General features: G+C 64.1%; 15 protein-coding genes. 7 read left to right on the forward strand and 8 right to left on the reverse strand.

Annotated elements, in window-relative coordinates; all coding sequences use genetic code 11:
- Window positions 1–261 precede the first annotated feature (261 nt).
- The 3 genes from ACMGFL_RS05040 (at window position 262) to ACMGFL_RS05050 (ending at window position 2,807) form a co-directional block, all read left to right on the forward strand.
- A complete protein-coding gene (locus tag ACMGFL_RS05040) occupies window positions 262–1,596 on the forward strand; it encodes a hypothetical protein (RefSeq protein ID WP_436934442.1) in 1,335 nt (444 codons plus the stop codon).
- A gap of 106 nt (window positions 1,597–1,702) precedes the next feature.
- Window positions 1,703–2,224, forward strand: coding sequence for a helix-turn-helix domain-containing protein (locus tag ACMGFL_RS05045; protein ID WP_436934443.1), 522 nt, complete (start codon window positions 1,703–1,705; stop codon window positions 2,222–2,224).
- Between the two features lie 91 nt (window positions 2,225–2,315).
- Window positions 2,316–2,807: a phosphopantetheine adenylyltransferase gene (locus ACMGFL_RS05050; protein ID WP_436934444.1), complete on the forward strand. Its 492-nt coding sequence runs from the start codon at window positions 2,316–2,318 to the stop codon at window positions 2,805–2,807.
- A gap of 14 nt (window positions 2,808–2,821) precedes the next feature.
- Here the strand turns inward: ACMGFL_RS05050 and ACMGFL_RS05055 are convergent, their stop codons facing one another.
- The gene (locus ACMGFL_RS05055) at window positions 2,822–3,130 is read right to left on the reverse strand and encodes a transcription initiation factor IIB family protein (RefSeq protein WP_436934445.1); all 309 of its coding nucleotides are present in this window, start codon (window positions 3,128–3,130) and stop codon (window positions 2,822–2,824) included.
- Between the two features lie 133 nt (window positions 3,131–3,263).
- On the opposite strand from ACMGFL_RS05055, the gene ACMGFL_RS05060 reads away from it, so the two are divergent.
- The 3 genes from ACMGFL_RS05060 to ACMGFL_RS05070 all read left to right on the forward strand — a co-directional run bounded on the left by ACMGFL_RS05060 (window position 3,264) and on the right by ACMGFL_RS05070 (window position 6,202).
- Window positions 3,264–5,330 (forward strand): restriction endonuclease, encoded by a 2,067-nt coding sequence (locus tag ACMGFL_RS05060; protein ID WP_436934446.1) that lies wholly within the window; start codon window positions 3,264–3,266, stop codon window positions 5,328–5,330.
- 62 nt (window positions 5,331–5,392) lie between these two features.
- A complete protein-coding gene (locus ACMGFL_RS05065) occupies window positions 5,393–5,971 on the forward strand; it encodes a DUF7090 family protein (protein WP_436934447.1) in 579 nt (192 codons plus the stop codon).
- A 72-nt stretch (window positions 5,972–6,043) separates the two neighbouring features.
- Window positions 6,044–6,202 carry a DUF7563 family protein gene (locus ACMGFL_RS05070; RefSeq protein ID WP_436934448.1) on the forward strand — a complete coding sequence of 53 codons (159 nt, stop codon included), beginning with the start codon at window positions 6,044–6,046 and terminating at the stop codon, window positions 6,200–6,202.
- 79 nt (window positions 6,203–6,281) lie between these two features.
- Here the strand turns inward: ACMGFL_RS05070 and glmM are convergent, their stop codons facing one another.
- Together glmM and ACMGFL_RS05080 are read right to left on the reverse strand one after the other, a co-directional pair.
- A complete protein-coding gene (gene glmM / locus ACMGFL_RS05075; RefSeq protein ID WP_436934449.1) occupies window positions 6,282–7,586 on the reverse strand; it encodes a phosphoglucosamine mutase in 1,305 nt (434 codons plus the stop codon).
- 80 nt (window positions 7,587–7,666) lie between these two features.
- Window positions 7,667–8,794 carry an NAD(P)/FAD-dependent oxidoreductase gene (locus tag ACMGFL_RS05080; RefSeq protein ID WP_436934450.1) on the reverse strand — a complete coding sequence of 376 codons (1,128 nt, stop codon included), beginning with the start codon at window positions 8,792–8,794 and terminating at the stop codon, window positions 7,667–7,669.
- Between the two features lie 116 nt (window positions 8,795–8,910).
- Between ACMGFL_RS05080 and ACMGFL_RS05085 the strand changes: the two genes are divergently transcribed.
- Window positions 8,911–9,780, forward strand: a complete 870-nt coding sequence (locus tag ACMGFL_RS05085) for a universal stress protein (protein WP_436934451.1) — start codon at window positions 8,911–8,913, stop codon at window positions 9,778–9,780.
- A gap of 33 nt (window positions 9,781–9,813) precedes the next feature.
- Here ACMGFL_RS05085 and ACMGFL_RS05090 read toward each other — a convergent pair whose 3' ends face one another.
- The 5 genes from ACMGFL_RS05090 to trxA all read right to left on the reverse strand — a co-directional run bounded on the left by ACMGFL_RS05090 (window position 9,814) and on the right by trxA (window position 14,615).
- Window positions 9,814–10,809, reverse strand: a complete 996-nt coding sequence (locus ACMGFL_RS05090; protein WP_436934452.1) for an LLM class flavin-dependent oxidoreductase — start codon at window positions 10,807–10,809, stop codon at window positions 9,814–9,816.
- A gap of 132 nt (window positions 10,810–10,941) precedes the next feature.
- Window positions 10,942–12,054 (reverse strand): mandelate racemase/muconate lactonizing enzyme family protein, encoded by a 1,113-nt coding sequence (locus ACMGFL_RS05095; RefSeq protein WP_436934453.1) that lies wholly within the window; start codon window positions 12,052–12,054, stop codon window positions 10,942–10,944.
- Between the two features lie 69 nt (window positions 12,055–12,123).
- Complete coding sequence (locus ACMGFL_RS05100; RefSeq protein WP_436934454.1) at window positions 12,124–13,179, reverse strand: serine hydrolase domain-containing protein; 1,056 nt, start codon at window positions 13,177–13,179, stop codon at window positions 12,124–12,126.
- Window positions 13,180–13,241: 62 nt separating this feature from the next.
- Window positions 13,242–14,255 carry an NAD(P)/FAD-dependent oxidoreductase gene (locus ACMGFL_RS05105; RefSeq protein ID WP_436934455.1) on the reverse strand — a complete coding sequence of 338 codons (1,014 nt, stop codon included), beginning with the start codon at window positions 14,253–14,255 and terminating at the stop codon, window positions 13,242–13,244.
- Window positions 14,256–14,615 (reverse strand): thioredoxin, encoded by a 360-nt coding sequence (gene trxA / locus ACMGFL_RS05110; protein ID WP_436934456.1) that lies wholly within the window; start codon window positions 14,613–14,615, stop codon window positions 14,256–14,258.
- Window positions 14,616–14,653 lie beyond the last annotated feature (38 nt).

Consider the following 14,653-nt stretch of genomic DNA (forward strand, 5'->3'; position numbering starts at 1 on the left):
TAGGCATCTACCGCCCGGAACTAAACGTATGCGCTCACGAACCAAACTCGCGGCCGGTATCGTCCTGATCGCAGTGACAGCCTACGCGTTCTTCCGGCGGCAAGCACCTCCGGAGTCGCGTCTGGACGACGAGTCCCCCGACGTGTGATACTGTCGGCCAACTGTGAGGGATAGCACTTCCTTCGAGAGACGTGCCTTTCAGCCTGTGTCGATCGAAGACCAAAACAGCGAGCGGCGATTACCCGGGATCGAAGACCAGCCATGCCCCCGCTCGAACGCCGACGGTTCCTCCAGTTGAGCGCAGCGGCGACAGCCACGGCACTCGCTGGCTGTCTCGGAACGGACGAGAAGCGGTCCTACACCGACTGGATCCCGACAGCAGACGACGGGTTGCTCACGGCATACGCCGATTTCGCTATCTCGACGGAGTCGGAGGAGGCGAGCCAGCTGCTTCCCTTGATGTTCCCCTCGACGGGACAGAGCGACGACGCGGAGTTCGTTCCGACTGTCTCCGGGCTGGACGAGACCGACGACCTCTGTCTCACGGTTCCACTGGAGGTCGGTGGGCGGGTCATGGGTGGGGCCGTGTTGAGCATCGCGGCCTCGGGACTGGGGTATCTCGTCGATCCCGAGCGGCCGACACAGGGTACGGACGAACTCTTCGTGGCGAACGACGTCGTCGTCGGAACGGGTGATATCGACACACAGCGCGCCGACGAACGGCTCAAATCCGGTACCGAAGACGCGTTCGGTCAGATGTCCTTCGAGGTCGTCGACGAGCACCGCGATTTCACAATCTACCAGCCAACGACGGGAGATACCGATGCGATCATCGCGGTGAGCGAGGATGCAGTTCTCGTCGGCCGAACTCGCGATGCACTTCGGACAGTGATCGACACAGAGCGCGGTGACCACGGGCGTGCCACCGACAATCTGGCCGTATTCGAGTGGCTGGTGGAGACGGCCGGGGCGGGTCACTTCGTGGTCGGATGGACGGGCCCGGCGAATCTCGCGGACTTCTACTTCGGGGACGTGGGGAACCGGCCCGGGGCCGAACTCGTCACACAGCAGGACGACTGCTGTTCGTCTGTGACCTTCGCTGTCGACGACGACGAGATGACGGCCGACTTCGCGTTGCGGGATTCCGACCTCGACGGGGAAAAACGGGACCGGCTGGACGCGCGGCTCGGGACGGAAAGCGACGACCGTGAGATCGAGTTCGACAGCCAGCGTGTGTCTGTTTCGGGAACCTACAGCACGGACGTGCTCGACATCGAGTTCTCCGAAAGCGGTGACGGGTCTGACGACGACCAGTTCGGTGAGACGCCGCCGGAAGTCGAGAATGCAGTCCCCGACGGCGCGTTCGAGTTCTCCTACAACGAGGAGCAACGACGCGTCCGCGTCGATCTCGTCAAGGAGTTCGAGGCCGAGCGAGTCGCGGTGCAATCTGTCGAGGCTGGCGGCGAAATCTCCACCGCAGACGTGGGCGCAATAAATTCACTGTACGTGAGAGTCGATCCCGAGGGCGATGAAGTCGTCGTGACCGTCACGGTCGACGGGGAAACTGGCCCAGTCGCACGAACGGAGATACCGTAACACGACACCGGATATATGAGGGGATTAAAACGGGGGCGGGCGCCCCCTGCACGGAGAGGCAAGGGTTTATAATAGGCAGTCGCTTTCGTCCTTCTAGAAACAACGTATGTCTGCAGACGATCCATCTAACGACGAGCCAGCGCCTCTCGACTCCGAGGACTCGACAGGCGACGTCCGGGATCGGCTGGAACAGGAGGCAGACAGGGCCATCGAACAGTTCGACGAGAGCATCGTCGACTTGCTGTCCTGGATCCTCGATACGGAGACGCGAGCTCGAATTTATATCGCACTGCGACAGCACCCGGACAGCACGAGCGAGGAGGTCGCAGACGAGACGGGGTTGTATCCGAGTACCGTCAGAGAAGCGCTCGCACAGCTTCACGCGGAAGGGACGGTCACGCGCCGCAAGCGCGAGAGCGACGGCGCGGGGAACAACCCCTACGAGTACAGCGCGATCTCGCCAAGCGATCTGGTGTCGGATGCCGTCGACGATGTCCAGAGTCAACTCAACGCCGTGTTCAATCTGGACTGTCAGCTCGGCAGTGCCAGTGAACCAGACACCGAATCTGTGACAATCACCGTCACCGAAGAGAGCGAGAGCGGAGCCACGGACGAGTCGGGGAGCTAACGGCGCTGTCACTCTCTCTGACGTTCTGAAATCAGAACACGTCTCTGGCCAAGTCGAAGCCACTAAACATGAATACATCCAGATGTGGAGTATGCAGGTAGCGCTCGGGGGCACGTTCGATCCCATTCACGATGGGCATCGCAAATTGTTCGAGCGTGCATTCGAACTGGGGGATGTGACCGTCGGTCTCACGAGCGACGAACTCGCGCCGAAAACCCGACAGGAGGACCGTGCGATCCGTTCCTACGCGACCCGCCGCGAGGAACTTGCCGCAGAACTTGCCGAGTACGCCGCGGCCGCCGGTCGGGAGTACACGATCCGAAAACTGACCGAGCCGACAGGGATCGCGACCGAACCGCAGTTCGACGCACTCGTCGTCTCCCCGGAGACCGAAACTGGCGGCAAACGCATCAACGAGATCCGTCGGGAAGCTGGACGAGACTCCCTCGAGATCGAGGTCGTCGACCACGTCCTCGCCGCGGACGGCGAGAAGATCTCCTCGACGCGGATTGTCCGCGGCGAGATAGACGAACACGGACAGTTGACGCCTGACCGCGACGGACGACAACCTCGACGCGAGTAGGTGTCAGGACCGAGTTACCAGTCGGGCGGTTGCAGCCCAGCAGCCTCTAGCTGATCCTTCCACCGTTGCTGTACGGAGAGCCGTGAGACGCCGACAGCATCTGCCACGGCACCCTGTGAGCGCTGCTCACCCGCGACTAGCGCACCGACGTACAGCGAGGCAGCGAGCGCGGCCTGTTTCGACCGCTCTGAGGCCGGAACCGTCGAGAGAAACACGTCCTGTGCGCGCGTCCGCGCCGTCGCTCCGAGACCGAGACGGTCGGCTGCTGCATCCAGGTCAGCGAGCCACTGTTGGTTGTTTCGCTCGTCGCTGGCGCGATACACACCAACCTGTAGACACGACGGGCGCTTAAGCGCTTGGCCCGCGCGTTCACGTTGGAGACGCCATTCGACCAACAGATCGGCGAAGTCTTTACTGTCACCGGGTGCGAACTCGGAGCAAACGGGGATATGGGGGATGCCAGACGCAATTGATTTCACGAACGGAGACGCGAACCACGATATTCTCTCGAAGACGGGTTCGAGCGGGTTGCTCAATCGCCAGTATCTCGCGGACCGACCGCTCGAAACGTATCTCCGTGACGGGGAGGAGCCGAGATATCTCTTGTGGAACAAGCAGTCCGGACTCAGTCTCACCGATGCTGCGGGCACGCGAGCCATCGAACCCGGAGACGGATATCGCGCGCTGGCACTCTGTACGGATGTCCGCTTGCTGGTAGTCGCGGGGGCACCCGACGGCGACGAACACGAATCACTCCCGTACGTCGACGCCGTCGAGGCGCGCGCGGAGGACGCCGGATTCCGAACGCAGTCACTGGTCGTCGAGATGCTCGACGGGGGCCGGTGGGAGTTCCCCTTCAAGGGGGATGTCTCCACAGTGGTCGAGTACGCCGATAGAGCGATCCAGACCTGGGCGAACGTGACTCGCCTGCTCACCGATGCCGAGACGAACATCGAGGCTGCGACGAGTCACCTCGACGTGGGCGAGCACGGAACCGCTGCAGCGACACTTGCTGGTACAGGAGATATCATCGAGCACGCTGTGGACCGCGCCGAGGCGCTCGGTGAACGCGCGGGCGCAGAGATCGGAGACAGGGCAGAGGAACTGCGCCCGGAGATCGAGCGCCTGGAGCGGGTGATACAGGCCCGGCGCGCCAGATCCCAACACGCGAACGCGCGACACCACTGGCGCGACAGCGAATACGAGCAGGCGGCGACGGCTTACGAGACGGCCGTGACAGCCTACGAGGAGGCGATCGATACCATCCGGGGGGCGACAGTGCGCGACGCGACGGGTTCTGATGCGGGCAGTGACCTGGATGCGGACGGAGAGTCCCTCGCACGTGGACTCAGACGGGCGCTGTCCGAACGTGAGCTTTTGCGGGTGTGGCCCCGAGTCGACGCCAATACGGCACGGCGGCGGGCCGACCAGACCGACGACCCCGAAACTGCCGCACAGCTCTGGACGGAAGCGCTCGACGGATACCGGGACATGCTCGGCCTCGACTGGGGACAGGACACCCGGTCGTTCGTCGTCGACAGAGCGCGGATCCGAGAGCAGACGACCGCCGTCGCGGACGACGCCATCGAGGACCACGCTCGGGCGGGGCAGTCCTGGCTCGATTCCGGCGACGACCTGGCCGCGGCGGGACGACCGGAGCAGGCGACGCGGGTGTACGAGCGCGCTCGCGAGCAGTATCGTCGTGCGCACGAACTCGCGAGCGAGGTACGCCCCGACCGCGTCGACGAACTCGAACGCGCACTCGAAACGGTCGACCAGCGATTGACTGACACTGCCGGGATGGAACCAGCGTCGGAACGAGTCACAGAGCAGGGGTCAGAGGCGGACGCGTCGAAGGCGGAGTCGAGTGAGTCAGATCTGAACGCAAGCGACGCAGCGCCGGGACCAGACCCGGACGACGCGGAGCGGTCAGTTCTGGACCGGATTCGAGACCGCCCGGAGAAAGAGACTACCGCAGACGGGACATACCAGACGGACACGACGGCGACAGTGGAGGCGGGCGGGGCGACTGCAGCGAGTTCCGGTCGCTCGCCGTCTCCCGACGAGACGAGTGCCAGTACCCAACTGGGGAACGCTGCCGAGGGCGCTGAGGGCACGCAACCGACGGATCTGTCACTCTCGACGCTCCGTGCGCTCGACGAAGACGAGTTCGTCGAGTTCGTCGCGAGAGTCTGGGAGGCCCGCGGGTGGCTGACGACGGTGTTTACGACGGCGGCGGCCGTGTACGATATCGTCGCCACGCGCGAGAATCCCGACGAGAAACTTCTGATCTGGGCTATTCCCGGCGATGAGGCGGTCGGTTCGACGCGGATCGACCGCTGTGCGACGGCGCGCGAAAGCAGCAACGGTGCCGACGAAGCGGCGCTCGTCACGACGGGGTCTCTCACTGATGCCGCCCGCACGAGAGCGAGCGAACTCGACGTGACTGTCCTCGACGGGGATGAATTCGTGGAGTTGCTCGAATTCGAGGGCGTACGTACTGAGGAAATTCTCGAACGGTGACCACAGGGGGGGACGGACCTGAAAGCCGCACGCTTAAGCGACATGGGCCGCTCATCACCCACATGGAGTATACGCTCGCTATCGAAAATGCGCCGGAGACCGTTTCCGGTGGGACTGGACTCTTGCTCGTCCATCCGAGCACCGTCGAGACTGACCGCATCGACACCCAGTTTCTGAAGACCGACACCGACCACCTGCTGGTCATCTCGACGCGGACGACTGCACGAGAGGTCAGACAGAAACTCGAACACTACGAGGTCGACGAACAGAAGGCGACCATCCTCGATGCAATCTCCGTCGAGCGGGGATACACCCGCAGACAGAGCGACCAGGTTCGGTATCTCTCCGCACCCGACAACTTCGCGGACCTGATCGCCGAGACCGAGCGATTTCTCAGCCAGTCCGACGGAAAGCGCCGCGTGAGTCTCGATTCGGTCACGGAGATGATCTACTACGCCGACCACGAACAGACCCGCGACGCCATCGCGGAGATTCTCGAACTGCTCGATGAATACGACGCAGTCGGGCTCTTTCATCTCGCCGCTGGCGTTCACGACGACGCGGTCGTCGACGAGTTCCGTGACCTGTTCGACGGCACGCTCGAACTCGACGAAACCGGCTCGCTGACGAGTTCGCTCTGACGGACCCCAGAACCTGACAGCCGAGTAATATCACCAAAGATTAAGATGGGTCAGTACATGAGATGAACTTGTATGCCGGAATGTCAGAACTGCGGTGCCTTCGTAACCGCCGACTACGCACGTGTATTCACACCGAACGGCGTCGAAAAACCGAGAGTCTGTCCACAGTGTGAGGACAAGATTCGCGACGGTGCGGACGTCAGAAAAGCCCGCTCGACCCGCCGTGGGTAACGTCTATTCCGGTTGATTACCTCTGTTCTGCGTGTGCTGATCGACTAGCACCGCGTCAGCCTCGAACGTGTCTGCGCTCTCAAATCCCTTCATCGAGCAGGTTGGTCGCTTCCTCGAAGACCTGCTGTGCGCGCGACCGCTCGCGCGCCTCCGCTGTGACGCGCACGAGCGGTTCGGTGCCGCTCGCGCGCAGCAGGAACCAGGCGTCGTCGCGCTCGACGCGGACGCCATCGAGCGTCGAGAAGTCGTCGTATCGCTCGCTGACCAGTTCCCGCACGCGGTCCATGACGGCGGTTTTTTCGGAGACGCTGACGCTGTCCCGGACGATGGGATACGCCGCTACTGTGGCCGCCCGGTCCGCGAGTGGTTCCGATGCGGTGAGTTCGGCCAGTTTGCAGGCCGCGAGTGGCCCGTCGGGACACAGCGTCTCCTCGGGCCAGATCCACGCGCCGCTCGGTTCGCCGCCGAAGGCGACGCCCGGATCACTCGCCGCTGCCGCGACGTAGACGTCGCCGACGGGGGTGTACGTAGCTTCGATTCCCCGTTCTGCGAGTGCGTCAGCAACCGCGAGACTCGTGTCGACCGGCATCGCGACGGCGTCGCCCTCGCCTGCGGTTGCGCGAGCGAAGATAGCGAGCAGCACGTCCCCCGAGAGGAAGGTGCCGTCGGCGGCGACAGCGCGCATCCGGTCTGCGTCGCCGTCGTGTGCGATTCCGAGGTCGGCGTCCGTCTCGGCGACGAGCGTCGAGAGCGACTCACAGTTCTCGGCTGTCGGTTCGCTCGGCCGTCCGGGGAAGGAGCCGTCCTGCTGGGCGTTCAGCGTCTGGACGTGACAGCCGAGTTCGTCGAGCGCGTCGGCGGTGACCCCTCCGACGCCATTGCCCACGTCGACGACCACCTCCAGCGGTTCCGAGAGCGTGACGCTCTCGACGAGTTCCCGGCGGTGGCGGTCGGACAGCGAGTCCCGCGTTCGGGTTCCCATCTCGTCCCAGTCAGCGAGTGCCGTTTCGCCGCTCCGGACGCGTTCGGTGATCCGCTCTCGGCGGGGAGCGTCGAAGGCCTGGCCGCTCGGCTGCCAGAGTTTGATCCCGTTGTCGGTCGGTGGGTTGTGCGAGGCCGTGATGACGACGCCAGCGTCGGCGTCGGTCCAGGCGACGCCGCGTGCGACCGTCGGTGTCGCGGCGCGCCCGACGTCGACCACGTCGACGCCGGATTCACACAGTCCAGCCGCGAACGCGTCGGTCAAAGCGTGCCCACTCTCGCGGGCGTCACGGCCGACGACGACGCGGTCGGTTTCGATGCCGAGCGCGCGGCCGACAGACAGCGCGACCTGTCCGGTCACCTCCTCACCGACCGAGCCGCGGATGCCGCTGGTTCCAAACATACACTCCGGTACTGTCATCTCGATAATAATGGTGACGCTACCGGCGTTCGCGGTGGCTCGCCAGCCCCGGCCGCGACTGGTCAGTCACTCCCCGAAAACTCGCCGCGGACGTACTGGGCGGCGTCTCTGACGGCACCGACGCTCGTGAGATAGCCCGCCCCGACGGTGGTCTTGAGCGCTTCGGCCGCCCGGCCGCGGACGACGCTGGGGCCGACCTGCGCGACGGACCCATCCCCGACGCTGACGAGCCATCCGAGCGGCCTGTACCGATAGCGCTTCAACTGTGGCTCGAACCCCTCGCTTTTCTCCTGATGACGAGACAGCCGTTCGATGTTCGTCGCCGCGACAGACGCCTGCCGCACGGCTGTCTGTGCGGTCGCAGGCGTTTGGTTCCCGTCCGCGTCGATGACGCGGGCCGCATCACCGACGGCGAACGTCCGGTCGCCGTACCTGAGCGTCGCGCGAACCTGCGGTCTGTCACCGAGTGCGTCCTGCCCTGTCAGCCCGCCGGTCCAGATTAGCTGGTCGTACGCGAGTCGGTCAGCGCCGAGTTCGAGCGCCGCTTCGTCTGCGCCCGAGACGCTCGTATCAGTTCTGATCTCGACGCCTCGGTCGAGGAGTTCCTCGCGAACAGCGTCCTGAAACTGCGCAGGAAACGACGGCGCGATGTCGCTTTTCTGTTCGAGCAGTACGACCGAGGGGTTCGTTTCGGCCTCCCGGGCGAGTTCAGCGAGTTCACCGGCGACCTGAATCCCCGAGAGTCCGGCGCCGCAGACGACAGCGCGGCCGCCCTCCGTCTGGACTGCCTCGAACCCCGTTCGGATCTGTCGAGCGTGCTCGACGCGCTTCAGCGGCGTCGCGTGCTCGGTGACGCCCGGGAGCCCGTAGAACGCAGTCTGTGCGCCCAGACAGACGGCACCGACGTCGTAGGATAGCTCCCCGTCGGACAACTCGACACGGCCCGCGTCGGGGTCGACACCTGTCACGCGGGCCTGCCGGAACTGCGCTCGCGTGAGCAGATCGTCGATAGGGATGGTAATCCGCTCTTCGAGGTGTGGCTTGCGAATCAGTCGGTGGAGCAGATGCTGGACGAGGTGGATGTCGCGTTCGTCGACGAGCGTGAGCTCGGTCTCGTCGGGCAGGGAGGATTCGAGTTGCTGGACGAGCGAGACGCCCGCGTATCCGGCGCCCAGTACGGCGACGTGCATATCCACACTTGGGTCGCGAGCACCAAATGTGCTCGCCCGTTCTGTAGATTACGACCGACGCCTGCGCTGTCGAGGCTGACAGGAAATATATGTTCGGCCCGTGTATCCGCGCTCACATGGTTCGCCACGTACTGGTCCCCCACGACGGGTCCGAACAGTCAGACGATGCACTCGTGTACACACTCGAAACGTTTCCCGATGCGACGGTGACGGTCTTCCGGTCGGTCGAACCCTTCGCTGAGTACACTGGTGCAGGCGGGTACGCCGCAAACTACTCCGAGGAGGTGGTCGAAAACGTGCGGGAGAGTCTGTCGGACACCATCACCGCACTCATCGACGATGCACAGATCGACCGAGACCCGGACGACGTCGAGCGAGACGTCTCGTACGGCAGACCGATTCACGAGATTCTCGAATACGTCGAGGAAAACGACGTCGACCAGATCGTGATGGGCAGTCACGGCCGGGACGGGGCCGCGCGGCTCCTGCTGGGAAGCGTCGCCGAGACAGTCGTTCGGCGGTCACCGGTTCCGGTGACTGTCGTCAGAGCAGATGGCGCTGCCGTCGATTCGGTGCTCGTTCCCTACGACGCCTCTTCCCAGTCCCGTCGCGCGCTCGAACACGCGCTGACGCAGTTTCCCGACACCTCCGTGACCGCGCTGTACGTCGTTCACCCGACAGTCGAACAGCTCGAATCGGGCGACGAAAGCGACGAAGCCTCGGTCTGGAACGAGGGGTTCGAGGAACACATCGAACAGACCCTCGACTCGGCGTCGTCGATTGCCGCCGACCACGACCGGGTCATCGAGACCGAAAGCACTGGCGGGAAGCCGTCGCAGTCGATAGTCGAGTACGTCGAGGAGCACGATTCCGACCACGTCGTGATGGGTTCGAGCGGTCGGGACGGACTGGCGAGGTTGCTCCTCGGGAGCGTCGCCGAAACCGTCGTCAGGCGCTCGCCGGTTTCGGTCACCGTCGTCCGGTAATCTCGCTGATTCGCAAACGCTCGCTTGTTGTCTCTATATCTCGCCCATCACGTCCGCTTGGATGGCGTCGATTGTCTCTCGCGGATCGCCGACCTTCGAGACGAGGATGATCCGGTCGACACCGGCCTCCGCGAGTCGCCGCACCGTCGGGACGAGGTCGGTCGCATCGTCGGTGACGTTGTTCAATTCTTTGAGTTCCTCGTCGGACACATCTGTCAGGTGGTCGTTCGCGATGTCCTGTATCTCCCGGGGGTCGGCGGTGTCGAGTTCCTCGTGAGGGGTGTACTCTCCGCGCTCTCTGAGCTGTGCGACGAGTTCGTCCGGGTCACCGATGTGGGCCGAGAGCTGTGCCGACACCGTCCCCGCTGGCGTCAGGTCGCGTCGATGGTCGTCGAGGCCGTCGGTGAAGGCGTCGTTCAGCGTGTTCTCGACGAGGTCGGCGTCACCGGCAGTGATCAGGTTGCCCGCGTACTTGCCCGCGAGATTCGCAGACTGTGGCCCCCACGCCGCCCAGGACAGCGGGATGGACGAGTCGGGCTTGGTGTATAGCTTCAGGTCGTCGTACTGGTAGTACTCCCCGTCGTGTGAGAAGTACTCCTCGCGCTCCCAGCACTTGTCCATCAGGCCGAGCGCCTCGATGAGCATGCCCGCGAGCGTCCCCCAGTCGGGCCACTCGCCGTCGTAGAACCGCGCCTCGTTGAGCGCCTCGCCGGTACCGACGCCGAACTCCAGACGACCGGGGTACATGTTGTCGAGCGTCGCGAGCGCCTGTGCGAGCACCGGTGGATGATACCGGACCGTCGGACAACTCACGCAGGTGCCGACCGTCACGTCGGGGACGCGTTCCATGAGTGCGCCCATCCAGGGCAGGATGTGATGCGTGTAGGGGCGATTGTCCAGCCACGGGACGAAGTGGTCCCCGATCCAGACGCCCTCGAACCCGGTATCGACCGCGTACTCGGCGAGTTCGATGTCCTCCATCGGCGACCGAAAACAGCCCGCGACGTTGTAATGCCACTCGATAGCCATACGCTGAGTGAGTGCCTACGGAAGTAATATGTTGGGGGATAGCCGTGATCGTTGACAGTCCCGTCCCTTGTTTCTGACCGATAGACTGCGGACTCCCTCACGGAGACAGACAGGAGCAGATCACAGAAAATATTAACCAATACGATATTTCTCGACCTGCTGTGGGTCGACGTCGACGCCGAGTCCGGGACCGTCGGGAACGTCGATACTTCCGTCGGCGACTTCGAGCGGGTCGGTCAGGATGTGGTCCGCCCAGCCGTAGTAGACCGAATCCGGGGGGAGATTCAGCGCGGGCGTACTCGCGTAGAGGTGCAACACGGCGGCCTGTTTGATGCCCAGATCGAAGCCGTTGTGGTGGCTGACGGAGAGTCCGGCCTCGCTCGCGACGGCAATCTGGTCTCTGACGGCGGTCAGGCCGCCAGCCGGAACCAGGTCGACACAGGCCACGTCGGCGGCCGACCGCTCACAGATGTAGTAGAGATTCCGCGGGAAGTAGGTGTCCTCGTTGACGGCGATTGGCTGGCGAAGCCGTTCGCGGAGTCGCTCGTAGGTGCCGAAGCTGTCGATGCGACAGGGCTGTTCGAGATACTGGAGGTAGATCCCCGCGTCTTCGAGTGTCGCACCCGCGCGAACTGCCTCCTCGAAGGCCCAGCCCTGATTGGGGTCGATCCGGAACTGCAACGCCCCGTCGGTCGCGTCGTGCATCGCCTTGATGCGCTCGACGTCGTGTTCCCAGTCCGGTCCGGCCTTCGTCTTGAGGACGCTGAACCCGTTTTCGACCGCGCGCCTGGCGTAGGTTCGTGACTCTTCGAGCGAGAGCATCCCGAGACAGTAGGCCACCTCGACGCTGTCGCAGACGCCGCCGCCGAGTAGCTCCGAGACTGATGCGTTCCGGCGCTTCCCGAGTGCGTCCCACAGCGCCGTCTCGACGGCACCCAGAAACGGGCGGGTCTTCACGTATGGATAGTAAAACGAGTCGGTAAACTCCCGGAGTTCGTCGAGTCCCATCCCGACCAGTTCCGGTGCGATCACGTCCTCGATGACCGCCGCGGTGACACTCGGCGACTGCATCGCAGTGAGCATCTCCCCCCAGCCTGTGGTGCCGTCGTCGGTTTCGATCCGGACGAGCGTTCGGTCGACCGTTTCGACGTTGTCGTGGTTGCTGCTGTAGGGTGCGAGTCCTCCTTCTTCCAGCGGTGCGACGGGAACCTCGACGGGGATAGCCTCGACAGTCTGTACGGGCATTACGTCGGGATGGCGTCGGGCCGGTAATAATCGTGTCGCCCGAGTCGCCCGCTGGTCCATCCGCCCCGCTCAGCCCGTGGTCGCGAGCGCGGCACTCAGCGAGTGAAACCGCTGTCGGAACGCATCGAGGTCGCTATCCGGACTGTGGACGGCGTTGGTCAGCAAGAGTGCGTAGCACTCGGCGTCCAGATCGACCCACAGCGACGTGCCCGTGAATCCGGTGTGACCGATCGTCTCTGCTGACCAGAGCGGCGACGGCGTCCGGTCGACCCGGAGTCGCCAGCCGTAGCCCTGCGAGACGTCCTCGCCTCGTTCGCGCTCGACGGGAAACGAGCGAACCGACGCCGGAGAGAGGACCCACGCGTCGCTCTCGGGAGCGCGCCCGTCCGCGAGGATCATCTCCGCAAAGCGGGCGACGTCCTCGACCGTTCCGAAGAGCCCGGCGTTGCCGCCGAACCCGCCCATCGCTCGCGCGAGGGGGTCGTGTGTCGTCCCGCGAAGTTGCCGGTCGGCGTGCTCGTGTTCGTAAGTGGTCGCCACTGGTACAGACTCGGGATCGACGTCCCCGACCGCTGCATCGGACATTCCGACGGGATCGAACAACTGCTCTTGTACGGCTGTCTCGATTGACTCGTCGACGATTCGGGCGACCAGTTCGCGGAGATGCAGGAAGTTGAGACAGCTATACTCGAACGTCTCGCCCGGTTCTCGAACACACAACTCGCGCTCGCTCAGGCCCGCAAGTACATCGTCTCGACATTCCCAATCAGGATCGTAGGCGTACGCGCGCAGTCCCGAGGTGTGTGTCAACAGCGTATGGATCGGGATTGCACCGCGTGAAGTGCCGTCGAGGTCTGGAAGATAGGTGCCGAGAGTCTCGTCGAGGCTGAGTCGTTCGGATTCGAGCAGTCGAAAGACGAGCGTGGTCGTGACTACCGGCTTGGTCAGAGAGGCGAGATCGAAGCGCGTCTCGGGAGTGATCGGGCGCTCGCCGTCGGGTTCGTGTGTCCCGACAGTTGCGCTGACAGTCTCGATTGACGGGCCACCGATGCGGGCGATTGCACCCGGATACAACCCCTCGCTGTGTCCTGCTTCGAGCAGACCATGCAGTCGCTCGGCGGTCATCTATCGGGGCTTCGGACCCTGCGACCGTAGGCCTGCCGATAGAGTCGGATACTCGAACCTGCTCAGGCTGGGGCGTCCTCGGCCAGTCGCTCTGTCTGGTCCAGCGTGTCGAGATACGCTTCGGCATCCAGCGCAGCCATGCTTCCAGTTCCTGCGGCGGTGATCGCCTGTCGATAGGTGGGGTCGGCGACGTCGCCAGCGGCGAAGACGCCCTCGACCGTCGTTTCGGTCGTCACTCGGCCCGTCTCGTCGGTCTCTGTTCGGACGTATCCGTCCTCGTCGCGGGCAACGGCAGTCCCGTCGAGAAAGCCGGTGTTGGGCGTGTGTCCGATGCCGTAGAAGACGCCGCCGACGTCGACACGCTCGCTCGCGACGGACTCGGCCGCCTTTTCGGTTGGATGGCCGTCCGGGTGGGAGACGAGTGTCGCACCGGTCACGCCCTCGTCTTGTGACCCGTGGATCGTCTGCAGTTCCGTGTTCCAGCGAATGGAGATGTCCTCGAGGTCGCGAACGCGAGCAGCCATGATCTCAGACGCACGAAGTTCCTCTCGACGGTGGACGACAGTTACGCTGTCGGCGAACTTCGCGAGAAAGAGCGCCTCCTCCATGGCGCTGTCACCGCCCCCGACGACGAGTACGTCGTCGCCGCGGTGGAACGCCCCGTCACAGGTCGCACACGTCGAGACGCCGTAGCCCATCAACTCGGCTTCGTTCTCGGCACCGACCCATCGGGCGCTGGCCCCAGTCGCGACGATCAGTGCAGCGGTGCGGATCTGCTCACCCGTCGAGAGTGAGAGCGTCTTGTGTGTCTGTCCCAGCTCCACCGACTCGATACTGCCGCGCTGGAACGTCGCACCGAACTGTCGGGCCTGCGCTTTGCCGCGCTGGACCAGTTCCGTGCCGCCGACCCCCTCGGGAAAGCCGAGATAGTTCTCCACGTCGGTCGTGAGCGTCAGTTGGCCGCCGGGTTCGTCACCTTCCAGAACGAGCGGGTCGAGGTCAGCGCGGGCCGCGTATACGGCAGCCGACAGTCCGGCGACACCGGAGCCAGCGATAACGAGATTCCGATCCTGCATCTATTCGGTGTAGCGCTCCACGAGCGCTCGAAGCTGGTCTTCGCCCTGCACCCCGACGACTTTCTCGACCTGCTCGCCGCCCGCAAACAGTACGAGCGTCGGGACGCCACGAACGCCGTATCCGGCCGCGAGTTGCTGATTCACGTCGACGTCGACTTTCGCGACCACGGCATCAGTCTCGGCCGCGATAGATTCGACGACTGGCTCGATCATCTTGCAGGGACCACACCAGTCGGCGTAGAAGTCGGCGAGAACCACGTCGTACTCGGCGACGGCGTCGTCGAGTTGCTCCGATCCCTCCACGGCTACCGGCTCACTTGGCGTCTCTGTCCCCTCGTCTGTTGCTGTTTCAACTGTCATCACTACTTCGTACGGCCCGATAGTAGTTAAGAGTTTTG

Origin of the sequence: Halovenus marina (assembly GCF_051414115.1) — an archaeon.
Lineage (GTDB): Archaea > Halobacteriota > Halobacteria > Halobacteriales > Haloarculaceae > Halovenus > Halovenus marina.